Genomic DNA, 25,127 nt, shown 5'->3' on the forward strand with positions numbered 1-25,127 from the left:
CCACATTACCTCACCGCCGTCTCACGCGCTGGTGACCCCGCCGATAGGGAAATGTCACAGGGCGTTTACAAACAGCGACCGTCCGTGAAATGCGCCAAACCTACCTTGGAAGAACAACGTCCCCCACCAAGGAGGCACTCCGTGACTGTTGATAGCACCGCAGATGCACTGGCCCCCATCCAGTCCACCACTGCTGCCACCCCCGCCCTTGAGCACCGCCCCGGCCGCTGGATTGCCAACTGGGATGCCGAGGACAAGGGCCAGTGGGAAGCCGAAGGCCGGTCCATCGCCAAGCGGAATCTGTACTGGTCCATCTTTGCCGAATTCCTCGGCTTCGTCGTCTGGCAGCTGTGGTCCATCGTGGTGGTCCAGCTCCCCGCGGCAGGCTTCACCTTCGATTCCAACCAGATCTTCTGGCTCATCTCCATCCCCAGCCTCGTGGGCGCCACACTCCGCATTCCCTACACCTTCATGGTTCCGAAGTTCGGTGGCCGGAACTGGACCATCGTCTCGGCCCTCCTGCTCCTGATCCCCACCACCGGGCTGGCGATCTGCGTGTCGAACCCCGAAACACCCTTCGGTGTCATGCTCCTCATCGCCGCCCTCGCAGGCTTCGGCGGCGGCAACTTCGCCAGCTCGATGGCGAACATCACCTTCTTCTACCCGGCGCGCGAAAAGGGTTGGGCGCTGGGCCTGAACGCCGCCGGCGGCAACCTCGGTGCCGCCGTCGCACAGCTTGTTGTCCCCATCGCCATCACCCTGCTGGCCGCCGGAACCGTCAACCTGCCCATGGCGGGCATCATCTGGATACCGCTGATCATCATCGCCGCCTTCGGCGCGTACAAATACATGAACAACCTCACCAGCGCCAAAGGTGATGTGGCCGGCTCACTGGCCGCCCTCAAGGAACCTCACCTATGGATCATGGCGTTCCTGTACATCGGAACTTTTGGCTCGTTCATCGGCTTCGCGGGCGTCTTCCCCAAACTGATCAAGGACTACTTCCCGGACTTCTCCTCGATCCACGTTGGCGCTGTGGCCTTGTCCCTGGCTTTCCTCGGCCCACTGGTCGGTTCCCTGGCCCGACCCTACGGCGGACGCATGGCCGACCGCATGGGCGGGGCACGCATGACCATCGCCTCGTTCGCTTCCATGGCCGTCATCACGTTGACCATGATCTGGACGCTGCCGCTGAAGAACTTCTGGCTCTTCCTCAGCCTGTTCCTGCTGCTCTTCCTGGCCAGCGGCTTCGGAAACGGCGCGACGTACCGCATGATCCCGGTCATCTTCGCAACGTCCAGCCGCGCTGCCCGCTCCGGCGCCAGCAGCGCCGCCACAGCACGCCTCGCAGCATCGTCACTCGGCCTGATCTCGGCGATCGGCGCCTATGGCGGCTTCGTCATCCCGCAGGTGCTCAACGCATCCAACACAGCCAGCGGCTCCTACACCCCGGCCTTCTACGGCTTTGTCGGAGCCTACGTCCTGATGCTCACCGTCTGCTGGGTCTGCTACATCCGCCCCGCCCGGAAGCGCAACACGATCGGACACATCTAGATGCCCAACGGCGCCGATACCCACTGCCCCTACTGCGCGCTCCAGTGCGCCATGACGCTGACCCCGGCTGCACCCGCAGTCCAAGGGACAGCGGCAGCGCCCGCCGCAGAACCGGCCACCCCCGCCGTCCCGCTCGAGGTTTCAGGGCGCGACTTCCCCACAAACCGGGGCGGGCTGTGCCGCAAAGGCTGGACATCGGCGTCGTTGTTGCGCCATAGCGGCCGGGTCACGGAGCCGATGCTCAAAGGATCCGACGGCGTCCACCAGCCCATCTCCTGGGACCAGGCCCTCATGCTGATCGCCGCAGCCGTCAAAGACACCCAGCAGCAATACGGGAACGACGCTGTTGGGGTCTTCGGCGGCGGCGGCCTCACCAACGAGAAGGCGTACCTGCTGGGTAAATTCGCCCGCCTGGCACTGCGCACGTCCCGCATCGACTACAACGGCCGGTTCTGCATGTCCTCGGCCGCGGCCGCCGGCAACCGGGCGTTCGGAGTGGACCGCGGGCTCCCCTTCCCCGTGACCGACCTCGATTCGGCGTCGGTCATCCTTATGCTCGGATCCAACGTCGCCGAGACCATGCCCCCGTTCGTCCAGCACCTCCAGGGCGCCCGCGACGCCGGCGGGCTGATCGTGGTGGACCCCCGCCGTTCGGCTACCGCCGCGTTCACGTCCGACGGCGGCGGCCTCCACCTGCAGCCGACGCCCGGCACCGATTTGGCACTGCTGTTGGGCATCTCGCACGTGGTGGTCCACGAAGGGCTCGTGGACGCTGAATACATCGCCGAACGCACCAGCGGATATTCAGCCCTGGTGCGCAGCCTCAACGCGTTCTGGCCGGAGCGGGTCCAGTCCATCACCGGCGTCCCTGCCAACCTCATCCGCGAAACGGCCCGGCGCCTGGCCCAGGGTGCCCGCGCGGGCGGCAGCTACATCCTTAGCGGCCGTGGCGTGGAGCAGCACGTGGACGGCACCGATACCGCCACCGCAGCCATTAATCTAAGTCTCCTCCTCGGACTGCCCGGCTCGGCCCGCAGCGGCTACGGCACCCTCACCGGCCAGGGCAACGGACAAGGCGGCCGGGAACACGGACAGAAAGCCGACCAGCTGCCCGGCTACCGCAAGATCACCGATCCCGCCGCGCGTGCCCATGTGGCCAGCGTCTGGGGCGTTGACGAGTCGCTGATCCCCGGACCCGGCCTGCCCGCCGTCGAACTGCTCAAGTCGCTGGGACAGCCCGACGGCGTCCGCTGCCTTTTCGTGCACGGCGCCAACGTGGTGGTTTCCGCACCGGACACCAACGCCGTGACACAGGGCTTGCGCAGCCTGGATTTCCTGGTGGTGTGCGACTTCTTCATGTCCGAGACGGCCGCCGAAGCGGACCTGGTCCTGCCTGTCACGCAGTGGGCCGAGGAAGAAGGAACCCTGACCAACCTGGAGGGCCGGGTGATCCGCCGTCGCAAGGCACTCACTCCTCCCCCGGGCGTGCGCAGCGAGTTGTGGCTTATGGCCCGGCTCGCCGAGATGCTCGAAGCCCCTTCTACGTTCAGCGATGACCCTGAGACCGTTTTCGAAGAGCTGCGCCTGGCCTCGGCCGGCGGCTTGGCGGACTACTCGGGCATCGACTACGCCATGCTGGACCGTGGCGAGGCAGCCTATTGGCCATATCCAACCGGCAGCACCGGCACTCCGAGGCTCTTCGGTGACGGCTTTGCCCACGCTGATGGCCGGGCCGTGATGGTTCCCGTGACGCCGTCGAAACGGGCTGCGCGTTCATTTGCGGACGACTCCCTGGCGCTCGCTACGGGTCGTCTCCTGGAGCACTACCAGTCCGGCGCCCAGACCCGCCGGGTTGCCGAGCTGCTGGCGGCGCAACCCCAGGCACGGCTTCTCATCCATCCCGGAACCGCGGCAGCACGCGGGATTTCCGACGGCGATTACGCCACAGTGACCAATGAGCGGGGAGAAGTCCTGTGCCGGGCCGAGCTGAGCACCTCGGTCCGCCCCGACACCGTCTTCCTGCCCTTCCACTTCCCCGGCCAGGAAAATGCCAATCGCCTGACGGAGTCGGCCACAGATCCCATCTCCGGCATGCCGGAGTTCAAGACCAGCAGGGTGTGGGTCCGGCGCGCGGTCTCTTCACGAACCCTGGATGGCGTTCCTGCCGGAGCGGGAATTCCACTGCACATCAAGGAGGCTTCATGAGCGAGCGCATTGTCGTCGTAGGATTCGGGCCAGTGGCTGCCCGGCTCGTTGAGGAGCTTCTCCCCGCTGTCCGGACCGGTCTCGTGCAGTTGCTGGTGGTCGGTCAGGAAAGCGACGCTGCGTACAACCGCGTGATGGTGGCAGAACTAGGTGTCGGGCGGACAAGCGCCGAAGCACTGGCCATGGCTGATGTTCCCGGGCTGGAGGCCGACGGCGTGCAGCTCCGCCTGGGCGTCAAGGTCAAGAGGATCGACCGTGCCCGGCAGCACGTGGTCCTCGCCGACGGCACCACGGAGCACTATGACCGCCTGGTGTTCGCTACCGGGTCACGACCCGTCATTCCCAACCTCACGGGGCTCAACCCGGATCCTTCCGGTCCCGTCCTTCCTCCCGGCGTCATCACGCTTCGCGATCTTCAGGACGCCGCTGTGCTTCGCGCGGCGGTTAGGCAGCAGAAGCGGGTTGTCGTCCTGGGCGGAGGCGTCCTCGGCCTGGAAACAGCACTGGCAGCCTCGGAGGAGGGCGCCAAGGCCACCGTGGTCCACAACGGCCCCTTCCCCTTGGCCCGCAGCATCGACCGAGGCAGCGGCTCCGTCCTTAGCAACAGCCTGCGTGCAAGTGGCGTCCGGATGGCCGGCAATGCCCGCTCCACCGGGGTAGAGACTGCAGGTCCTGGTGGCTCATTCTCGGCCCTGCTGCTCGATGACGGATCCGCGATTGACGGCGATCTGCTGGTGTTGTCCTGTGGTGTCCGCCCTCGCCTTGAACTCGCCGAGGGCTGCGGGCTTCCCGTGGCGTCCGGCATCCTGGTGGACCACCACCTCCGGACCCATCACGAGCCTCACATGTTCGCGATCGGTGACTGCGCCGAAGTCCATTGCGCCGATCCTTCCTGCAAGGAGTGCCGGACCGCGGGCGGCCCTTCAGGACTGGTGGGGCCGGGCTGGCGACAGGCGGAATGGCTGGCGGAGTACCTGTTGGTCCTGGCCCGCGATGGCCAGTTGGCCGCGGACTCCCTGGAACCCCTGCCCTCGGAAAAGCCCGGCGTTGTGGTCCTGAAGGCCCGCGGCATCAACCTGGCCATGGCAGGCGACAACCAAGCCGATCCCTGGGACGAAGAAGTCCTGGAAGCCGGTGCTGCGGCTGGACGTGCACGACGCCAGATCTCCCAATGGGCCGACCCCGAGCACGGCCGCTACGTCAAGATGACCACGCGCGGCGGAGTGCTGGAGGGCCTGGTGGCTGTGGGAATGCCCCGCACCGCCGCTGAACTGGTGATGCTCTTCGAACGCTCCTCGGAGCTGCCCGCGGACCGCTCCCTGCTGCTCCGGCTGGACGGGCCCGACCAACTCGACGCCGGCGCCTCCAGCAACGATCCCCAGCGGACCGTGTGCCGTTGTGCTGGCGTGAATGCGGCCAGCATTGAGGATTCCGTGCTGGCTGGCTGCGGCACCGTAGGCGAGGTCTCCAAGGCCACCCGCGCAGGGACCGGCTGCGGAGGATGCCATGAGGACATCAAGGGGATCATCGAAAAGCACTTCCAGGCCGCAACCGCCTGAATCCGCCATTTCGGGGCCGCGCTGCTCACAGTGCCGCGCCTTCGGCATCGTGAGCAGCGAGGCATCGAAACAGACGGTCTAAACTTCCGGAGTGAACATCTCCGAACCCGCGCCCGGCGTCCACTTCGTCGAAGGACCCGCATCCAACTGGCTCATCGTCCGTAGTGCACCGGCCCCAACGGGCGACTCCGGCTTCATCCTGATCGACGGCGGCTACCCCGCCGACCGCGACCTGGTGCTGCAGTCTGTCCGCGAACTCGGCCTGGACCCTGCCGATGCCAAAGCCATGCTCATCACCCATGGACACGTGGACCACACGGGATCGGCCGCCTACTTCTCAAGGACTTTCGGCACAGCCATCCTGTGCTCCCCCGAAGAACTTGCCCACGTCCAAGGCAAGGAGAAGCACCAGGTCACCCTGGGCCAGGTCCTGGCCCGGGTGTGGCGTCCGAAGGTGTTCCGCTGGATGCTCCACGTCATCAAGGCAAAGGCCCTGCAGGCAGAGCCGGCCACGCATGCAGAAGCCTGGACCCAGGACAGGCTCGCCGGTCTTCCGGGCAAACCCACGCCGATTGCAGTGCCGGGCCACACTCCGGGCAACGTAGCGATCCTGCTGCCGGATGCGGGAGCGATTGCCGTAGGAGACACATTTGTCAGCGGGCATCCGATCAGCAGCAGGCAAGGCCCGCAGATGCTGCACAGGATGTTCCACCACGATCCTGCGGCCGCCCTCGAAGCAACCCGCCGGCTGGAGGAAGTCCAAGCACGCGTGATCCTCCCGGGGCACGGACCCGCGCTGCACCTGCCCGTGGCCGAAGCGGTGAACCAACTGCACTCCTAGGAACGCAAAACCCGTTTCGATGGCTCGCTGCGGATCATGCCGCGCGTACGGCATGGCCCGCAGCGAAGCCCCGAAACGGGCGTCTGCGCTGGAACTACATGTGCACGTGAAGGCGGCGTGCAGCTTCCGAGATGGATCCTGTCAGCGACGGGTACACGGTGAAAGCGCTCGCGACGTCGTCAACATGCAGTTTCTGGGTCACGGCCACGGAGATCGGGAAGATCAGTTCCGAAGCGTTCGGCCCCACCACCACGCCACCAATGACGGTGCCGGATCCCTTGCGGGCGATGATCTTGACGAAGCCGTCCTTGGTGTTGCGCATCTTGGCACGGGCGTTGCTGAGCAGGGACAGCATCACGACATCGCCCTGGTACTTACCGGATGCGAGGTCGGCCTCCGAAACGCCCACGGAGGCGATCTCCGGGGACGTGAAGATGTTGGACGCCACCTGGTTGAGCTTGAGCGGCTTCACGCCGTCGCCCATGAAGTGTGCAATCGCGATGCGGCCCTGCATGGCAGCAACGGAAGCCAACGCGAAAACACCCGTGCAGTCGCCGGCAGCGTAGATGTTGGGGGCCGTGGTGCGGGAAACGCCGTCAACCTTGATGTGCCCGGATTCGGTCAGCGTCACGCCGGCTTCCTCGAGTCCGACGCCGGCCGTGTTCGGGATGGATCCGACACATACCAGGCAGTGTGAGCCCGTGACGACGGAACCGTCACCCAAGGTGACCTTCACGCCGTCGTCCGTCCGCTCTACCGCGTTGGCCCGCGACTTGGACAAAACGCGCACGCCGCGGCGCTCGAAGACGCCTTCCAGCAGTTTGGCGGCGTCGGTGTCCTCGCCGGGGAGGACCTGGTCGCGGCTGGAGATGAGGGTGACCTTGGAGCCCAGGCCGTTGTAGGCGGAGGCGAATTCGGCGCCGGTCACACCCGAACCCACCACGATCAGTTCCTCGGGCAGTTCGTCCAGGTTGTAGATCTGGGCCCAGTTGAGGATGCGCTCGCCGTCGGGCTTTGCAGTGGGAAGTTCGCGCGGGTGGGCGCCGACGGCCAGGAGGATGGCGTCGGCGTCGATGGTCCGGGTTCCTTCGAGGGTCAGGACCTCAATGGTGTTGTTGTCCAGCAGCCGGCCGGAGCCAATGACGATTTCCACGCCCAGGCGCTCGAGGCCGGCGCGGATGTCGTTGGACTGGCCGTGGGCGAGGTTCAGGACGCGGTCGTTGATGTGCTTGAGGTCGGCGCGGGGCTTGGAGGCCGTGCCGTCGCCGTCGAACTTGACTCCAAGCTCGTCCGCCTCACCCACGCGGGTCATGAGGTCGGCGGTGGCGATCAGGGTCTTGGAAGGCACGACGTCGGTCAGCACGGCGGATCCGCCGAGGCCGGCACGCTCAATGATGGTGACGTGGGCGCCGAGCGAGGCGGCTACCATGGCAGCTTCGTATCCGCCGGGACCACCTCCCAGGATCGCGATACGGGGGGCACTGAAGTCAACTTGGGTGGTCACAATCCTCAATTCTCGCTCATTGCCTCCGTGGCTGCCAGTCAGCCCACCCTCACCTCCGCCCCTACCTGATTCAGCTGGCGGCAAGGTAGCTTGTACCAGTGAGTAACACTGAGCTGATGAACACAGACCCTTTCGAAGCCGCACAGGCCGCCGCAGACTTCATAGCCGCGGAGACCGGCGTCGAGTCCCACGACGTAGCGCTGGTGCTCGGATCCGGCTGGGCCGAAGCCGCCGATCTGATCGGCGAAACGACGGCCACACTGAACGCCTCGGAGGTCCCGGGCTTCCACAAACCAGCCGTGGTGGGGCACGTCGGCACCATCCGCTCCGTCCTCACCAAGGAGGGCAAGCGAGCCTTGGTCCTTGGCGCCAGGACGCACTACTACGAAGGCCGCGGCGTCCGCTCTGTCGTGCACGGCGTACGCACTGCGGCAGCCGCCGGATGCAAGACGCTGGTACTGACCAACGGCTGCGGCGGACTCAACGAGGATTGGACCCCGGGCACTCCGGTACTCATCAGCGACCACATCAACCTCACAGCAACATCGCCGCTGGAGGGCGCCACGTTCGTGGACCTCACGGACCTCTACTCCTCGCGCATCCGTACGCTGGCCCGTGAGGTTGATTCCTCCCTGCAGGAGGGCGTGTACGCGCAGTTCACCGGTCCGCACTACGAGACACCCGCCGAGGTGCAGTACGCCAAGCGGATCGGAGCGGACCTGGTAGGAATGTCCACCGCGCTGGAGGCAATTGCCGGCCGGCACGCGGGCATGGAAGTCTTCGGTATCTCCTTGGTTACCAACCTCGCTGCAGGCATCAGCCCGGTTCCCCTCAGCCACGCCGAGGTACTGGAAGCGGGACAGGCGGCCGGAAAGCGTATCTCCAAGCTCCTGGCGGAAATCATCGCCAAGCTCTGATCCACCAGCAACAATGCGCGGCCACCGCCTGGGTGCCCGCGCATTGTTGTTTAACCGTCAATGGAGTGTGCACGCTAACAGGCACGGCCGAAAGTAAACGCACAGTAAATTCCCAGATTAAATAAGATTTATTGCGCAACATTTGATTCCTGACGCTGGCCTGTGGCACGCGCGCCCGTTGGCAATGTAAGCGCTTGCGCATCTACCGGCGGGTAGCCCGGACGACCCACGAAACACCCTTTGATTTGCGGCCTAACACGTGTCTAGCGTGGAGTGTGCTCCGGTAAGTCGACGTGCCGGAGCCATGTGCGGCGAGCGCCCTGACGGGCTCACCGCCACCTCGAAACGATGGCGTCCCTCGAAGACGCCACCAGCGGATCGAGGGACGCCGGAGTAGAGATCCCCAACCGGGGAACAGGGCATGCGCCCCACTCCACGAAGTCCAACACTCCGCGAGAAGAGCAAGCATGAACACGCACTCAACCCCTCAACGGCCGCGGCGCCGTCTGCGACGGGCAGTAGCCGTCGCAGCAGCAGCCAGCGTGGCGGGCAGCATCCTGCTGGTCACGCCGGCGGCACAGGCAAACCTGCCGGCCGATCCGCCGTCGAGCACCATGCCGGCGCCCACGCCCGGCTTCCCGCTGCCGAGCCAGCACACCCAGCAGGCCTATGACCCGGCCGCGGACTTCACGTCCAAATGGACGCGCGCCGACGCCAAACAGATCATGGCCCAGAGCAACACCAATGTGACACCCGGCCAGAACTCCATGAGCCCCAACGTCACCATGCCGGAAATCCCCAAGGACTTCCCCGCCATGAACGACGACGTCTGGGTTTGGGACACCTGGTCATTGACTGACGAGAACGCCAACCAGATCAGCTACAAGGGCTGGGATGTCATCTTCGCCCTGGTTGCCGACCGGCACGCCGGCTACGGCTTCGACCAACGCCACTGGAACGCCCGGATCGGCTACTTCTTCCGGAAGACCAACGCCGATCCCGCCAAGGACAAGTGGAACTACGGCGGACACCTGTTCCTGGACAACACCTCCATCGGCAACACCGAATGGTCCGGTTCCACCCGCCTTATGCAGGGCAACAAGATCAATGTGTTCTACACGGCCACCACGTTCTACGACGTCGCCGAACGGAACGCAGGCGGTGGCGGGATCGCTCCCGACGCTGCGATCGCCAAAGCCCTGGGCAACATCCACGCCACCAAGAACGGCGTGACCTTCGACGGCTTCCAGCACACCAAGCTGCTGGAACCGGACGGAAAGCTCTACCAGAACAAGGCCCAGAACCCGGGCTTCGCGTTCCGTGATCCGTACACCTTCAGCGACCCTGCGCACCCGGGCAAAACCTACATGGTGTTCGAAGGCAACACCGGCGGCACCCGCGGCTCCTACAAGTGCAAGCAGGAAGACCTGGGCTACCGGCCCGGCGATCCCCACGCCGAGACCGTCGACCAGGTCAACAGCACCACCGGCGCCTGGTACCAGACCGCCAACGTGGGCCTGGCAGTAGCGGACAACAAGGACYTCACAAAGTGGACCTTCCTTCCCCCGATCCTGTCAGCGAACTGCGTCAACGACCAGACTGAGCGTCCGCAGATCTTCATCCAGAACGAGAACGGCAAGAACAAGTACTACCTGTTCACCATCAGCCACCAGTTCACCTATGCCGACGGCATGCGTGGCCCCGACGGCGTCTACGGCTTCGTAGGCGACGGCGTCCGCTCCGACTACCAGCCGGTGAACAACAGCGGGCTGGCCCTGGGCTCGCCCACGGACCTGAACATGCCGGCCAACGCACCGGAGGGTCCCGACCCCCGCCAGAACGGGCGGCAGTTCCAGGCCTACTCGCACTACGTGCAGCCCGGCGGCCTCGTCCAGTCGTTCATCGACAACGTCGACGGCGTCCGCGGCGGCTCCCTGTCACCCACCGTGAAGATGAACTTCAAGGGCGGCGTGACCCAGGTTGACCGCAGCTTCGGCCAGAACGGCCTCGGTCCGTTCGGCTACCTGCCCACCAACGTCCGCGTTGGCGGTGAAGGCCTCTACAAGTAGGCCGGCACACCCCGGCCGTCAGGCCACGGCAGGGGTGCCGGTTCCAGAAGAGCCGGCACCCCTGCCACCCCCAACCCTTCAGGATTTCTCCCCATGACTTACCCCAACCCCCTCCTGTCCCGCCGCCGGATGCTGGCCGCAAGTGCCGCCGTCGTGGTCTCTTTCGCTGCTGCCTCCTGCACAGCCGGCCCGACGCCGTCCCCCACCCCGGCGGGCCGGACGCCTACGCCTTCAGACCCGTGGCGTCCCGTGGCGCACCTGACAGCCGAAAAGAACTGGCTCAACGACCCCAACGGACTGGTCTACCACGACGGCACCTACCACGCGTTCTACCAGTACAACCCGCGTGCGAACTCGTGGGGCAACATGTCCTGGGGCCACTCCACCAGCACCGACCTGGTGCACTGGGAGCAGCAGCCTCTGGCCATGGAGGCGAGCGGCGAGGAAGAGATCTTCTCCGGCTGCATGGTGATGGACACCAAGAACGCCTCGGGCCTCGGTTCGGCGGAAAACCCGCCCATGGTTGCCCTTTACACCAGCGCTTACGGCAAGAACGGCGCGCTCCCCCAAGGCGCCCAGGCCCAGTCCGTCGCCTACAGCCTTGACGGCGGCACCAAATGGCAGAAATACCAGGGCAATCCAGTCCTCAACCTCACGCCTACCAACAACAACTTCCGGGACCCCAAGGTCTTCTGGTACGAGCCGGGCCAGTACTGGGTGATGACCACGGTGGTGGCAGACGCCCAGGTGGTCAAGCTCTTCAAGTCCACCGACCTGCTCCACTGGGACTACCTCAGCGATTTCTCCGGCGCGGGTGCGCAAGGAGGACTCTGGGAAGTGCCCGAGCTTGTCAGGATGAACGTGGAAGGCTCAACCGCCAAGAAGTGGGTCATGCTGCTGAGCATCAACCCCGGCGGCATCGCTGGAGGTTCGGGCATGCAGTACTTCGTGGGCGAATTCGACGGCACGCACTTCACGGCAGAGAACGCGGCAGCCCCGGACGCACCCCTCAGCGACTCACAATGGCTCGACCACGGCGCGGACTACTACGCGGCGAACTCCATTACCGGCGCGCCAGGGGAAAAGCCCGTGCTGCTGGGCTGGATGGGCAACTGGGACTACGCCCAGCACGTTCCCACGACACCCTGGCGGGGTTCCATGGCGATTCCCAGGGAGCTGACCCTGGTCCGGGGCGGGCACCGTTACGAGCTGCGCTCGGCCATCGCCACCGCAGCCCGGGAGGCCCTGGAACGCCGCAGCGGTGAGGTCAGAAGGAAAAACCTCACCATCGGCTCCTCAGTCCAGGACCTGGGAGCGGACTTCACGGGACGCAGCCAGCTGATCGAACTGGAGCTGGACCTTGGATCGTCCAAGGAGGCCGGGGTCACCCTGCGCCAATCCTCCGACGGCACCTCCGGCTTGCGCGTCTCCTACACCAAGGAAACCCGGACCCTGAAGGTCGACCGTTCGCAGGCGGGAACCACCAACTTCTCCGAGAAATTCAGCCCGTACCACCAAGTCCCGCTTCCTTCTGCCGGGAGCGACGGGAAAGTCCGGCTCACCATCCTCCTCGATGCCTCGTCCGTGGAAGTCTTCGCCCAGGATGGCGTGGCCGTCATATCGGACACGTTCTTCCCGGATTGGGACGCTACGGGATCATCAGTGTTCAGCGTGGACGGCGAATCCACCATCTCGGTGCAATCCCGTCCCCTCTAAAGGCAACGCGGGGTCGGATATGGCCCATTACGACCCTGTTTATGGGCCATACCCGACCCCGCGTTGCCCTTGCTGTGCGCAATGAGGATAGTTTTGACCCTATGACATCCAGCGATGCCGCATTTGAACAGCTGATCACCGACGCCCGCCACTGGGCTTCCCAAGACCCGGACCCGACGACGACGGCGGCGCTCCTGGAGCTCGCCGACCTCGCCGGCGCGGGCGATGCGGGAGCTGCCCAGGAGCTGGGCGACAGCTTCAACGGCACCCTCCAGTTCGGCACGGCAGGCCTCCGCGCAGCCCTCGGTCCAGGTCCGAACCGCATGAACCGCGTGGTCGTCCGCCGGGCAGCAGCGGGCCTGGCGGCCTTCCTCACCGAAACCGTCGCCGCGGCGGCCCCGGGAACCCGGCCACGCGCCGTCGTCGGTTTCGACGCCCGCCACAACTCGGACATCTTCGCGGAAGAAACGGCCGCCATATTCACAGCCGCGGGCATCGAAACGTTCCTCATGCCGGCCGCGCTTCCAACGCCGTTGCTCGCCTACGCGGTCAGGAAGCTCGACTGCGACGGCGGCGTGATGGTCACTGCCAGCCACAACCCGCCGCAGGACAACGGCTACAAGGTCTACTTGGGCCGCCATGCGGTGTCCGAGAGCGGCCGGGGTGCCCAGATCGTCGCACCGTACGACGCCAAAATCGCGGCGAAGATCGAGGCCGTCGGTGCCTTGGAGTCCATCGAGTTGGCCGATTCCGGCTGGTCAGTACTGCCGACGTCCATCGCCTCGGACTACGAATCCGCAATGGCCGGGCTGGTCGACCGTGAACACTTCCCGGCGCGGGAGCTGAAGATTGTCCTGACTCCGATGCACGGGGTGGGCGGCGGGACGGCCGTCTCCGTCCTGAATGGGGCAGGGTTCAGCGACGTCACCCTGGTGGCCGAGCAGGCCGAACCGGACCCCGACTTCCCCACCGTCGCTTTTCCGAACCCGGAAGAACCCGGGGCGTTGGACTTGGCACTCGCTGCGGCGGCTGCTGCCGGCGCGGACATCGTGCTGGCCAATGATCCCGACGCCGACCGCGCCGCCGTCGCTGCCTTGGACCCCACGACCAATGCCTGGCGCATGCTGCGTGGCGATGAAGTCGGAGCCCTCCTGGGAGCGCACATTGTGGCGCGTTTGGCCGCTGCCGCACCCGACGAGCCGCATGCCGGCGTATTCGCCAACTCGATCGTTTCTTCACGGCTGCTCTCGCGGATTGCGGCCGCCGCGGGCTACGCCCACGAAGAAACACTCACGGGTTTCAAGTGGATTTCCCGCGTGCCGGGCCTCACCTACGGTTACGAGGAAGCCCTGGGCTACTGTGTGGCACCGGAGCTGGTCAGGGACAAGGACGGTATTTCAGCCGCTGTGCTGATCGCCGAGCTGGCGGCAGCCGCCAAAGCTGAAGGCAGGACGATCTTCGACACCCTGGACGACCTGTACCTCGTGCACGGCCTTCACGCGAGCGATCAATTGAGCATCCGGGTTGCTGACCTGGGTCTTCTCGACGCCATGATGAACCGGCTCCGGGTTAACCCGCCGGAAGCGTTCGGAGGGTCCACGGTGGAGGTTTCCGTTGACCTGGCCGAAGGCAGCGACAACCTTCCTCCGACGGATGGGCTGCTGTACATCACTCGCGACCAGAGCCGTGTCATCATCCGGCCCAGCGGCACCGAACCGAAGCTCAAGTGCTACCTCGAAGTGATCCGCCCCGTGGAATCCGCGGCGGAACTCGCGGAAGCACGCCAAGCCGCGCGGACCTCCCTGGACGATGTCCTCAGGGATGTCCGCGAAGCACTGGGACAGTAACTTCCTAGAGCCCGACCTCAACGAAGCCGTCCACCAAGCGTGTAGCGAAGGCGTCAAGGCGGAGCTCGGGATTGGTGAAGCACTCACCCGTTTCAAGGTCGTAAACCTCTTTGTGAAGCGGCGAGGCGATGGTGGGCCGGCTTCCGCGGGACCCGATGATGCCGCGCGCCATGACGTTGGCGAGTGTCGCCGGGTCCTGCTGGGCTACGGCGAAGACTTCCGAAGGCCCGGTGCGGAACAGCGCAACCTGCCGGCCTTCGATCAGTGCTGCTTCTCCCCAGGCGGGCTCAAGTTCGTCCAGCGGGCACACACGGTGCCAGGTGGCGGCTGCGGCCGGGCCCCCGGCACTGTCAAGAGTCTCGGCACGGTCCAGAATTACGGTCATTTCAGCCCCTCTCACTGTGTCCGGGTGCTGGCATATTCGGTCATCACTCCCCGGACCGGGCCACGCTTGCGGCCACTCCTCCACGCTAGGACCGGGGTGTTTCAGCCGGGGTGCTCGTTTGTGTCCGGCGGGTAAAAGACACCTCACACGAGCTGAAACGCGTTCGTGATGCAGAAGTTAAGACCACGAAACAAAAGGGAAACTGAAGCGAAACTGCCCGTCCCTAGGCTGGGATCACAAGTTGCGGAGATCCGTCTGCAACATCTGCGAAAGGCCCACCAGTGACCGGACACACTTCAAGCACAGTGACTCCACGCCGCGTCGTCGTTATCGGCGGCGGACCTGCTGCCCACCGTTTCACCGACGCCATGGTCAATCGCGGTCTTGAAGGCTGGCAGCTCACGGTACTGACCGAGGAGGCACACCTCCCCTACGACCGCGTTGCATTGAGCAAGGCCCTCACCGAAACCGACGTCGACCTCACCTTGGGCGAGGCCTCCATGTGGGAGCACCAGGCGGTGGAATTGAAGACCGGCGAGCGCGCGGTCAGGATTGATCCCGTTGCCCGGAACGTGGTGACCGCGGCGGGCAACGTTTACGGATATGACCATTTGGTGGTCGCTACGGGTTCCGATGCCGCCCGGCTCCCCATTCCCGGGTCCGAGCACACCCACGTTTACCGCACGCTCGAGGACGTTTGGTCCATCAACAAGGCCATCGAGGAATTGACCGCGAAACTCGGCCGGAAGGTCAACGCGGTCACCATCGGCGGCGGCCTCCTGGGACTCGAATCGGCTGCCGGCACGGAGCAACTCGGGGCGACGCCTGTGGTCATCAACGGCTCGCCGTGGCTGATGAACACCCAATTGGACGAAGGCGCCGGCCAGGCTTTGGGCCGCTTGATCGCGGCCAAGGGGTTCGAAGTGCACGGCGGTGTCTTCCCCTCCGAAGTGAAAACGGACGACGACGGCCAGGTCACCGGAGTCCTGATGGCTGACGGACGCACCATCGACGCCGACCTCGTGATTGTGGCCATCGGTGTCAGGCCCCGCGACGAACTGTTCCGCGCAGCCGAAGGCGAAGAGCAGCTCTTCAGCCTGGGCCAGCGCGGCGGCGTGGTCATCAACGATTTCTGCGCCACCGAAGTGGAGGGCATCTGGGCCATCGGCGAAGTGGCCAACTTCGAGGGCATGTGCCTGGGCCTCGTGGCTCCCGCCAACACCATGGCCGAGATCGTGGCGGACCGGCTGCACGGCGGTGAGGCGACATTCCCCGGTTTTGACACTGCCACCAAGCTGAAGTTGTCCGGTGTGGACGTTGCCAGCTTCGGCGATGCCTTCGCCAGGACCGAACACGCACTTGAAATCGTCTACGCCGACCCCGCTCGCGGCGTTTACCAGAAGATCGTTACTACCGACGACGCAAAGACCCTCCTGGGCGGCATCTTCGTGGGCGACGCTTCGCCCTACATGAGCCTTCGCCCGCTCCTGGGCCGCGAGCTGTCCGCCGAACCGGGTGCCTACCTGAGCGCCGCCGGTGGTGGCGAGGCTCCGGAGACTGAACTTCCCGATGACGCGATCCTGTGCTCGTGCAACAACGTGGCCGCCGGAACCATCCGTGACACCATCAACGGCTGCGGCTCCTGTGAAGGCAACGCCCCGGTGCAGGAACTCAGCGAACTCAAGGGCTGCACCCGTGCCGGCACCCAGTGCGGTTCCTGCGTTCCGATGCTGAAGAAGCTCCTGGAAGGCGAACTCACCAAGTCCGGCATCGAGGTCTCCAAGGCCCTCTGCGAGCACATCAGCCTTTCCCGTCAGGAACTCTTCGATGCCATCCGTGTCCTGGAGCTCACGTCCTTCGAAGACATCATGGCCAAGTACGGCACCGGCGCCGGTTGCGACATCTGCAAGCCGACCATCGCTTCCATCCTGGCCAGCCAGCACTCCGCCTATGTCCTGGACGCCGGGCGTGGTTCCCTGCAGGACACCAACGACCGCGCCCTTGCGAACATGCAGAAGGACGGCACCTACTCCGTGGTTCCCCGCATCGCCGGCGGCGAGATTACGCCCAAGGGGCTAGGTGTCATCGCAGCGGTGGCTGAGAAGTACAACCTGTACACCAAGATCACCGGCGGCCAGCGCATCGATATGTTCGGTGCCCGCCTTGAGCAACTGCCGGATATCTGGAAGGAACTGGTGGACGCCGGCTTCGAGTCCGGCCAGGCTTACGGCAAGAGCCTGCGCACGGTGAAGTCCTGTGTTGGATCCACGTGGTGCCGCTTCGGCGTCCAGGATTCCGTGGCCATGGCCATCGCACTGGAACTGCGCTACCGGGGCCTGCGCAGCCCGCACAAGCTCAAGATGGGTGTTTCCGGTTGCGCCCGCGAGTGCGCCGAAGCCCGGGGCAAGGACGTCGGCGTGATCGCCACCGCGGACGGCTGGAACCTTTACGTTGGCGGCAACGGCGGTGCCACTCCGGCGCACGCCAAACTGCTTGCCAAGGACCTGGACGACGAAACGCTGCTGAAGTACATCGACCGTTACCTGATGTACTACATCCGGACCGCCGACCGCCTGCAGCGCACTGCCCGCTGGCAGGAAGAACTCGACGGCGACATCAAGCACGTCGAGGACGTGGTGGTCCACGACTCCCTGGGCATTGCCGCTGAGCTCGAGGCCGCCATGGCCAAGCACATCGACACCTACGAGGACGAGTGGGCCGAGACGTTGAAGGATCCCGAGCGCCTCCGCCGTTTCCGTTCCTTCGTCAACGCCCCCAACCAAAAGGACGAGTCCATCTCCTTCGTTCCGGAGCGCGGCCAGATCCGCCCTGCCACGAACGAAGAAAAGGGCGGCGTGCTCATCGCCTCCACCATCCCGGTCCGCAGCGAATAACAAGGGGTCCCCATGCAGCTCACCATTGACCTGACCGACCGTGATGTCCTGGTCACAGGATCCGACAAAACCGCCCGCCAGGCCGTCCGCCGCTATCGGAGCGCCGGAGCCAACGTCTACCGGCTGAGCACGCCCGACGGTGCACCGGCCGACGGCCAGCTCCCCGAGCGTCCGTTCCTGGTGGCGGTAGTAGACGACGGCGACGACGGCTGGGGTGCGCTGGTGGACCGGTGCCGTGAGGCCGGCATCCCTGTTGCGTTCGAGCCGCAGCCGGGCGCCGAAGGCCACGTGACATTGGTGGGCGGAGGTCCCGGAAGCCTTGAGCTGCTTACCGTGGGCGCTGTCGCTGCTTTGCGGGATGCCGACGTCGTCTTCTTCGACCGTCTGGCCCCCTACCAGGAGCTGGCGGGCCTGACCTCCGCTGACCTCGTGGATGTGGGGAAGCAGCCCGGCCTGCACAAGGTGACGCAGCGCGACATTGAGAAGCTCATGGTGGAAGCGGCGCTGCTGGGCAAGAACGTGGTCAGGCTCAAGGGCGGTGACCCCTACGTCTTCGGTCGGGGCGGGGAAGAGGTAGCCGCTTGTGTTGCGGCCGGTGTTCCGGTCCGGGTGATTTCCGGTGTCACCAGCGCCATCTCCGTGCCTGCTGCCGCGGGCATTCCGGTGACGCACCGCGAAGTGAGCCACATGTTCACGGTAGTGTCAGGGCACGCGCCCCTGACGGAAAAGGAGCACACCCACCTTGCCGGACTCGGCGGGACGATCATCGTCCTCATGGGCATCGGTACTCTCCCCCAGTTGGCCGCCGGACTGCGTCGGGCAGGGATGGATCGTGAAATGCCGATGGCTGTGGTGGAACGTGGGTATCGGCCCGGCCAACGCACCACAATTGCCGACCTCGGTAGTATCGAAACAGCAGCGACCGGCTGCAGCAACCCTGCCGTGCTGGTGATCGGCGAGGTGGTCCGGGTGGCCGAGGCCAACCGGAATCACGCCGAAGCATCCGCTGAACTGAGCCGACTCGCGGCTTCGCTTCTTGAAGCCTGAAGGTAAGAACACATGACTGTTGCACGTGCCATCGAAAGCCTGGACCCCAATGCCGCTCCGGACACTTCCGAGGCGCCCGAGGCGCCCTTGGACGGATTCCGCATCGGCGTCACCTCGCACCGCCGTTCCCGTGACCTCATCGAGGCCCTGGAGAGGCGGGGCGCCAGTGTCCTGCACGCCCCTGCCCTGAAGATCGCCCCGGTCCTGGAGGACATGATCCTCGTAGAGGACACCCGGACCATCATCGAAGCGAAGCCGGATATTTGCATCGCCACCACCGCCTACGGCATGCGCCGCTGGTGCGAGGCGGCCGATTCTTTTGGCATCGGCGAGCAGCTCCTGGAGACCTTGTCCGCCTGCCGCATGTTCGTCAGGGGACCCAAGGCCCGCGGTGCAGTCCGCGCGGCCGGGCTTGCCGACGTCGGAATCAGCAGCGACGAGACCACCGCCACCTTGGTGGACATGCTGCTGGTGGAGGGAGTTCGCGGCAAGACCGTGGCTGTGCAGTTGCACGGGTACACGGACGTTCGCCAGCTCGAGCGACTCCGCATGTCCGGCGCGACCGTGCTGACGGTAACTCCCTACCGCTGGGTGAAGCCCGATGGTGAGGACAAGTTGCCGCGCCTGATCGAGGCTGTGGTCAATGGGAACCTGGACGTCCTGACCTTCACCAGCGCCCCGGCAGTGGATGCCATGTGGAGCACGGCGCATGAGATGGGCCTCTACCGACAGCTCATTGAAGCGCTCAAGGGCCCGGTGACGGTGGCCGCGGTCGGGCCGGTGACTGCCCAGCCCCTGGTCGACGCCGGGCTGACGCCCCTGATACCCGACCGTTACCGCATGGGTGCGCTTATTCGGCTTGTGACCGAGCACTTGTCTTTGAACCATGTCCGCCGCCTGGAGACGAAGAGTGCCACCATCGAGCTGCGCGGACGGTGCCTGCGGATCAACGGCGAAGTGGTGGAGCTGGCCCCCGCTCCCCTCCTGCTGTTGCGGGCGTTGCTCGGCGCCGGCGGCGCGGTCTTGTCGCGTGAGGCGCTCTCGGACCTGTTGGATCTGCGCGGTTCCGTGCACGCCTTGGACATGACGGTCAGCCGGCTTCGGTCCGCGCTCCCGGACGGCAAGCTCGTGGAAACAGTGGTCAAACGCGGATATCGGCTGCGGGCCTAGGGTTGCGGCCCTGCTACGCCGCTTTCACCAAGGGCAGTTCATCCCAGTTGGTGGTGTAGCGGGGGCTGAGCATATCCCTCTTCATTGACCAGTCCGGGCCGCCCTTGATGCCGGCATGCCCCAATCCGATGGAGCCGCGGCCATAGCGTTTGCTGACCTCCTCCAGCAAGCTTCCGATATCCCGTTCCTCGTGGCGGTTCTCGAAGATCTCCAAGGGCTTCTGGTTGCCGCTGGGACGGAGGTCGGTGACCATGATTCCGGCCTTGGCGTACCTGACGCCCTCCTGGATTTTGGGGACCAGGGCGTGCGCAGCCTTGGTGAGCAGCACGGGATCGGCGGTGGGCATGGGCAGCTTGACGTTCACAGCAGGAAACGATTTGTCGTTCGGGTTGTACACCGACGTTGCTGCGAACGCCGTCAGCAGCTTGGCTTGGAGGTCGTGCTTGGCCAGCCTGGCGCTGGCCATCTGCCCGTAGACGCTGAGCACCTGCCGCAGCTGGGCCGCCGTCGTAATCGGCGTCGAGAACGAACGCGAGAAGATCAGCTGGTCCCGTCCGATCCTTTCCTCTTCCATGGGGATGCACGGCGTTCCCTGCAGTTCCAGGACGGTGCGCATCATGACGATGGAGAACTTGTCCCGGAGGGCCACGGGATCTGCCCGAACCAGGTCCAGGATTGAAAAGATGCCCATCGCGTTCAGCCGCTTGGTGAGCCTGGTAGCCACGCCCCAGATCTCGATAACGGACAGCCGGGCCATGAGCGCTTCGCGCCGGGCTTCAGGAACCGAATCCCAACGGCACACGCCGTTGAAAGCCGGATTGTGTTTGGCCCATTTGTTGGCCAGCTTGGCAAGCGTTTTGGTGCGGGCGATTCCGACGCACACCGGAACTCCAACGTTCCTGCGGCAAGCATCCTTGATGGTTCGCCCCAGCTGCAGCAACTCCTCCGGCCGGCCCTTGACGCCCAGGAACGCTTCGTCGATCGAATAGACCTCTTGCCACGCCGAGTAGCGCCGCAATAGCTCCATGACGCGCGAGCTGATGTCTCCGTATAGTTCGTAGTTGCTGGACAGCGCAATGAGCCCCCATTCCTTGGCCCGTGGAGCCAGCTTGAACCATGGGTCGCCCAGCCCGATGCCAAGCTGCTTCGCCTCCGGCGACCTCGTCACGGCGCAACCGTCATTGTTGGAGAGCACGATCAGGGGTTTGCCCTCCAACGCGGGATTGAAGGCCCGTTCTGCTGAGGCATAGAAACAATTGATGTCCACGTGGGCGATCTCCTGCATCGTGTGCATAAGGGCCGGCCTGGACATGCTCCTCCTCGATTGGTCATTAACATGCGCGACCTCGGAAAATGGGAGGACACGCCGCTGATTCGAAGATATGTTCGAATAAGTCAACTGTACCGCCACCCACCGACAACGAAACTTCCCTGACCAATTGAGCCCGCTGCAGGAGGAAAGGGCTTGGCTAGTCCCCTAGGCGCGGCACGATGACGTCATCGACTCCGCAGTGGAGCACGAGATCGCTGCTTCCGCCCGTCAGTATGCAGTCCTTGGGGTCGAAGACCTCTGTGGCGGACAGCCACGGGACAGTTCGTTGCCAGAGCCCCCACGATTTTTGTGAATAAACGGAATAGGTTTGTGGATCGAAACCTGATTGTTCGACGACGACACTGTCTCCGCTGCTTGCCGTCACTTGGGCGTATGTTGCCGCCGCGGCGGCTAGCCCCATGCCGGCAGCATAAATAGACCACGGCAGAGCCGCCGTGGCACTGGCCAGAACTGCAAGAACGGCAGTCAGCCGACGGATCCGGCCGCGTGGAATCCGCGCGACCAGCGCCGGTACCAGCAGAACCAGCGCTGCCAAGGCGGCAGCCCCGCTCAGAAGGTGACAACAGAGAATGAGCGCCCACCCCGGCATGACGAAGTAGACCAGAACCTCAGGCCATGAATCACTGACCCACGCTGCGGAAGCTTGGGCTGCTACTCCCAGCAGCACCGAGACGAGGGCCAACACGATGCCCCACTTGAGGCGCCGCCGCGCTGCGGTAGATCGCGCCGAGTCCGTTTCCGCGGAAACCTCCGCCCCCATCCGTGAAGCGCCCAACCGGGTCACCGTTAGATCATCGCCCGGCAACCGTTTCTGCACACCGCCATCCAACCACGCTTTTGACGTCATCGTGGAGCTTTGGCCAGCGGAGCCAACGAGGAGCCGGGGCTGTTTGCGCAGGCCTTATTGCGCACGTTACGAAACATCCCGCCCTCCGGACTGCGGAAAAGTCCGAAGAGCGGGATGATTCGCGCTATGAGATTCACACCATGAGCCCGGCTACGCGCGGGCGGCGGCGTCCTTCTTGTGCACCAGATAGATGGCCCCGGTAGTGACGTCCTCTTCAAGCGCTTCCAGGGTGCGCCCACGGGTCTCAGGGACCTGGGTGTAGATGAAGATGAGGGCCGCGATGCCCACGCCGCCGAACAGGAAAAAGGTTCCGGTGATCCCGACGCCGGCCACCAGGGTCGGGAAGAACAGGCCCAGCAGCGCGTTGGCGATCCACAGGCAGAATACCGACAGGCCGATGGCGAAACCACGGACGTGAAGCGGGAAGATCTCCGACAGCATGACCCAGACGGCGATATTCAGGAACGTCTGCATCGAGCCGACGAACGCCACCACCAGGAACAGGATCACGAATGGACGGGCCTCGTTTCCTACGGGAAGGAGGACGGAGGCGATGCCGATCAGGAAGTGGCATGCCGTGGTCAAGGTGAAGCCCAGGAGCAGGGTGGTGCGGCGGTTGACGCGCTGCATCAACGTCAGGGCAATGACGCCCCCGACCACCGCGATCACGCCGGGAGCGATGTTGGCGATCAGGGCTGCGTTGGAGTCGAATCCAGCCTCGACCAGCACCGACTGACCGTAGTACATGATCGAGTTGATGCCGGTCAGCTGCTGGGCCACACCCAAGCCGATGCCGACCAGGATGATGCGAAGGATCCACTTGTCTTTGAGCGCGCCCCACGACGTCGCCTTCGACGCCCGCTCTTCGTCGGCGAGGTGCTTGACGTCGGCCATTTCGGCCTCTGCGCGTTCCACTGACCGGATGGTCTTGAGGACAACGAGGGCTTCTTCCCAACGGCCCTTGGATATCAGCCAGCGCGGCGATTCGGGCATCCGGAGCATGCCGAAGAACAAGGCGATGGCAGGCAGTGCGGCAACGGCGAGCATGAGGCGCCATACTCCCCCGAACTCTCCCCAGACGTTACCGATGATGGCATTGACGACAAACGCCGCCAGCTGGCCGATAACGATCATGAGCTCATTCCGGCCGGCCAGCGAGCCCCGGATCTCGTAGGGCGCCAGTTCGGCAAGGAAGACAGGCACCACGGTGGACGCTCCGCCGACGGCAAGGCCGAGAACAACGCGTCCGAGCACCATCACTTCAAAGTTGGGCGCGAAGACGCAGGCGATGGTGCCGGCCAGGAACAGCACCGCGAGCAGGAGGATGGACTTGCGGCGGCCCCACGAATCGGACAGGCGGCCACCTCCCACGGCTCCGGCTGCCGCACCGAACAACAGGGAGCTGGTCACGATCCCTTCCGTCAGGGGCGTCAGGCCGAGATCGGCCGTCATGGGCCTCAGGGCACCGTTGATGACACCAGTGTCATAGCCGAACAGCAGTCCGCCGAAGGTTGCAACCAGGGCTACGAGGCCAAGGCGCTTTCTGTGCGGGCCGTTGGTCAGCGGAGGAACGGCGGCCGCTTGGGCGCCTTCCCGCTGCATTTGCGTTGCAGACATCAGGACTCCTTTGTCAGTGTGTTGCGGGTCATACTCATCCGCTCTGAGTACAGACTAACGCGCGAAAGGCTTAAATGTAAGGTCAAACTAACAAACACCCGAATTAACCCTTTCTGTGACGTGGGAAGATGGAGGACATGGCCCCCGACCGCCCACTCCGCCCAGCTACGCAAAGTGATGTCGCCCGGGAAGTAGGCGTTTCCCGAACATTGGTGTCTTTCGCCTTCCGGGGCGCTCCTGGAGTCAGCGCCGAAACCAAAGAAGCCATTTTCGAAGCCGCCCGGCGTCTCGGATACCGACCCAACGCCGTAGCCGCCGACCTGGCACGCAAGCACCGCTCCGCCGTCGGGCTTTACCTGATGGATATCCGCAACGAGGTCTATGCCGACATTCTCAGCGGCGTCCGCGTGGCCCTCCCGCAGGACGGCAACCGGCTCATCCTGAGCGTATCCCGCTCGGTTGATGGTGTTGACCGGGGCGCGCTGGAGTCGCTCATAGAGGCCCGGGCCGGGATCATCATCGCCGCCACGCTCCTGGATCCGGACGAACGCGTGCAGGAACTGGCGCAGATCGTGCCGCTGGTCAGCGTCACACGGCCGGTACCGGGCGTGGACAGCGTCTATTCGGATGACGTCGTCGGGGCCAGGGCCGCGACTGAACATCTCCTCACCCTCGGGCACCGGCGCATCGCCCACCTGGCGGGACCCGTGTACGACGGACACACCGTCCGCAGGCGGAGCTACCAACAAACCATGCGCGACGCCGGGCTGAAGCCCCAAACGCTGGCGGCCGAGGACTTCACGCAGGAAGCCGGGGAACGCGCCACCATGCTCCTCCTCAAACAACCCGAGCGCCCGACGGCGATTTTCACGCACAACGACCAACTGGCCCTGGGCGCCCGCGAAGCCGCCTATTCCCTGGGTTTGTCCATCCCGCAGGACCTGTCGCTGGTGGGCTATGACAATTCGCGGATCGCCAAGCTTCACGGCGTTGACCTCACGACAGTGGACCTCCATGCCGCAGTGTTGGGCCAAAGGGCGGGCGCGATAGCGCTGGAACGGCTCGGAAACCCGGAGGGCCCCATCGCCGACGAAAGGCTCACGCCTGAGCTGGTGGTCCGCAACTCAACAGCACCGCCGCCTCTTCAGACGTGATGCAGGCACGTGGTTGCGACGCCCCAAATAGTCAGCTCCGACAAGGCAGCCACCCTGATGTCCGGGAATGCAGGGTTGTCCGCCTGCAGCACCACGCCCGTCGGGGTGATGCGCAAGCGTTTGATGGTCAGCTCACCATCCAGGACAGCCACGACGACGGACCCATCCTTGGGTTCCAGCGCCCGGTTGACAATCAGCTCGTCTCCGTCGCTGATGCCGGCGGCCTCCATCGATTGGCCGGTCACCCGGACGACGAACGTGCTGGTGACGTCCTTGATCAGGTGCTCATTGAGGTCGATGCGGCCATCGAAGTAATCCTGCGCCGGCGAGGGATACCCCGCCGCCACGGACACGGGAGCCAGCAGCACCGACATCAAGGACAAGCCCGCGTCTATCACGCGGGGGCCGACTATCACGCCCACAACACACCTTTATTCGAATATATGTTCGATAACTGAGTGTACAGCG

The 25,127-nt window shown here is 64.9% G+C and carries 18 protein-coding genes; 12 read left to right on the top strand and 6 right to left on the bottom strand.

Annotated elements, in window-relative coordinates; genetic code table 11:
* Positions 1-141: 141 nt before the first annotated feature.
* From AB4Y81_RS08900 to AB4Y81_RS08915, 4 genes are all read left to right on the top strand, one after another.
* Entirely contained in the window at positions 142-1,554 is a 1,413-nt protein-coding gene (locus tag AB4Y81_RS08900; protein WP_018777388.1) for an MFS transporter, read from the top strand.
* Positions 1,555-3,759, top strand: coding sequence for a molybdopterin oxidoreductase family protein (locus AB4Y81_RS08905; RefSeq protein WP_039240394.1), 2,205 nt, complete (start codon positions 1,555-1,557; stop codon positions 3,757-3,759).
* Positions 3,756-5,318 carry an FAD-dependent oxidoreductase gene (locus AB4Y81_RS08910; RefSeq protein WP_441995696.1) on the top strand — a complete coding sequence of 521 codons (1,563 nt, stop codon included), beginning with the start codon at positions 3,756-3,758 and terminating at the stop codon, positions 5,316-5,318. The genes AB4Y81_RS08905 and AB4Y81_RS08910 overlap by 4 nt, the downstream gene beginning before the upstream one ends.
* Positions 5,319-5,409: 91 nt before the next feature.
* Complete coding sequence (locus AB4Y81_RS08915) at positions 5,410-6,159, top strand: MBL fold metallo-hydrolase (RefSeq protein ID WP_275778703.1); 750 nt, start codon at positions 5,410-5,412, stop codon at positions 6,157-6,159.
* 94 nt (positions 6,160-6,253) lie between these two features.
* Here the strand turns inward: AB4Y81_RS08915 and AB4Y81_RS08920 are convergent, their stop codons facing one another.
* Positions 6,254-7,663, bottom strand: a complete 1,410-nt coding sequence (locus AB4Y81_RS08920) for an NAD(P)H-quinone dehydrogenase (protein WP_026267116.1) — start codon at positions 7,661-7,663, stop codon at positions 6,254-6,256.
* 116 nt (positions 7,664-7,779) lie between these two features.
* Here AB4Y81_RS08920 and AB4Y81_RS08925 point away from each other — a divergent pair, with 116 nt between their 5' ends.
* The 4 genes from AB4Y81_RS08925 (at position 7,780) to AB4Y81_RS08940 (ending at position 14,212) form a co-directional block, all read left to right on the top strand.
* Entirely contained in the window at positions 7,780-8,580 is an 801-nt protein-coding gene (locus tag AB4Y81_RS08925; protein ID WP_018777383.1) for a purine-nucleoside phosphorylase, read from the top strand.
* A 467-nt stretch (positions 8,581-9,047) separates the two neighbouring features.
* The gene (locus tag AB4Y81_RS08930) at positions 9,048-10,649 is read left to right on the top strand and encodes a glycoside hydrolase family 68 protein (protein ID WP_441995697.1); all 1,602 of its coding nucleotides are present in this window, start codon (positions 9,048-9,050) and stop codon (positions 10,647-10,649) included.
* 93 nt (positions 10,650-10,742) lie between these two features.
* A complete protein-coding gene (locus AB4Y81_RS08935; RefSeq protein WP_275778700.1) occupies positions 10,743-12,365 on the top strand; it encodes a glycoside hydrolase family 32 protein in 1,623 nt (540 codons plus the stop codon).
* A 101-nt stretch (positions 12,366-12,466) separates the two neighbouring features.
* Positions 12,467-14,212, top strand: a complete 1,746-nt coding sequence (locus AB4Y81_RS08940) for a phospho-sugar mutase (protein WP_275778698.1) — start codon at positions 12,467-12,469, stop codon at positions 14,210-14,212.
* 4 nt (positions 14,213-14,216) lie between these two features.
* Here AB4Y81_RS08940 and nirD read toward each other — a convergent pair whose 3' ends face one another.
* Positions 14,217-14,597, bottom strand: coding sequence for a nitrite reductase small subunit NirD (gene nirD / locus AB4Y81_RS08945; RefSeq protein ID WP_018777379.1), 381 nt, complete (start codon positions 14,595-14,597; stop codon positions 14,217-14,219).
* Positions 14,598-14,878: 281 nt separating this feature from the next.
* On the opposite strand from nirD, the gene nirB reads away from it, so the two are divergent.
* Genes nirB through AB4Y81_RS08960 form a run of 3 tightly spaced genes read left to right on the top strand, consistent with a single transcriptional unit; the run spans position 14,879 to position 19,708 of the window.
* Positions 14,879-17,491 (top strand): nitrite reductase large subunit NirB, encoded by a 2,613-nt coding sequence (nirB, locus tag AB4Y81_RS08950; RefSeq protein WP_434328226.1) that lies wholly within the window; start codon positions 14,879-14,881, stop codon positions 17,489-17,491.
* Between the two features lie 12 nt (positions 17,492-17,503).
* Positions 17,504-18,538, top strand: coding sequence for a uroporphyrinogen-III C-methyltransferase (cobA, locus tag AB4Y81_RS08955; protein WP_434328225.1), 1,035 nt, complete (start codon positions 17,504-17,506; stop codon positions 18,536-18,538).
* Positions 18,539-18,550: 12 nt separating this feature from the next.
* Entirely contained in the window at positions 18,551-19,708 is a 1,158-nt protein-coding gene (locus tag AB4Y81_RS08960; RefSeq protein WP_441995698.1) for a uroporphyrinogen-III synthase, read from the top strand.
* 13 nt (positions 19,709-19,721) lie between these two features.
* Here the strand turns inward: AB4Y81_RS08960 and AB4Y81_RS08965 are convergent, their stop codons facing one another.
* The 3 genes from AB4Y81_RS08965 to AB4Y81_RS08975 all read right to left on the bottom strand — a co-directional run bounded on the left by AB4Y81_RS08965 (position 19,722) and on the right by AB4Y81_RS08975 (position 23,505).
* Complete coding sequence (locus tag AB4Y81_RS08965) at positions 19,722-21,020, bottom strand: Y-family DNA polymerase (protein ID WP_434328223.1); 1,299 nt, start codon at positions 21,018-21,020, stop codon at positions 19,722-19,724.
* A 157-nt stretch (positions 21,021-21,177) separates the two neighbouring features.
* Entirely contained in the window at positions 21,178-21,888 is a 711-nt protein-coding gene (locus AB4Y81_RS08970) for a hypothetical protein (protein WP_441995699.1), read from the bottom strand.
* A 150-nt stretch (positions 21,889-22,038) separates the two neighbouring features.
* The gene (locus AB4Y81_RS08975) at positions 22,039-23,505 is read right to left on the bottom strand and encodes a sugar porter family MFS transporter (RefSeq protein ID WP_441995700.1); all 1,467 of its coding nucleotides are present in this window, start codon (positions 23,503-23,505) and stop codon (positions 22,039-22,041) included.
* Positions 23,506-23,642: 137 nt separating this feature from the next.
* Here AB4Y81_RS08975 and AB4Y81_RS08980 point away from each other — a divergent pair, with 137 nt between their 5' ends.
* Complete coding sequence (locus tag AB4Y81_RS08980; protein ID WP_039240376.1) at positions 23,643-24,659, top strand: LacI family DNA-binding transcriptional regulator; 1,017 nt, start codon at positions 23,643-23,645, stop codon at positions 24,657-24,659.
* On the opposite strand, the gene AB4Y81_RS08985 is transcribed toward AB4Y81_RS08980, so the two are convergent.
* The gene (locus AB4Y81_RS08985) at positions 24,650-25,081 is read right to left on the bottom strand and encodes a LexA family protein (RefSeq protein WP_018777371.1); all 432 of its coding nucleotides are present in this window, start codon (positions 25,079-25,081) and stop codon (positions 24,650-24,652) included. The genes AB4Y81_RS08980 and AB4Y81_RS08985 overlap by 10 nt on opposite strands.
* Between the last annotated feature and the right edge of the window lie 46 nt (positions 25,082-25,127).

Source organism: Paenarthrobacter sp. TAF1, assembly GCF_052113825.1.
GTDB lineage: Bacteria > Actinomycetota > Actinomycetes > Actinomycetales > Micrococcaceae > Arthrobacter > Arthrobacter nicotinovorans.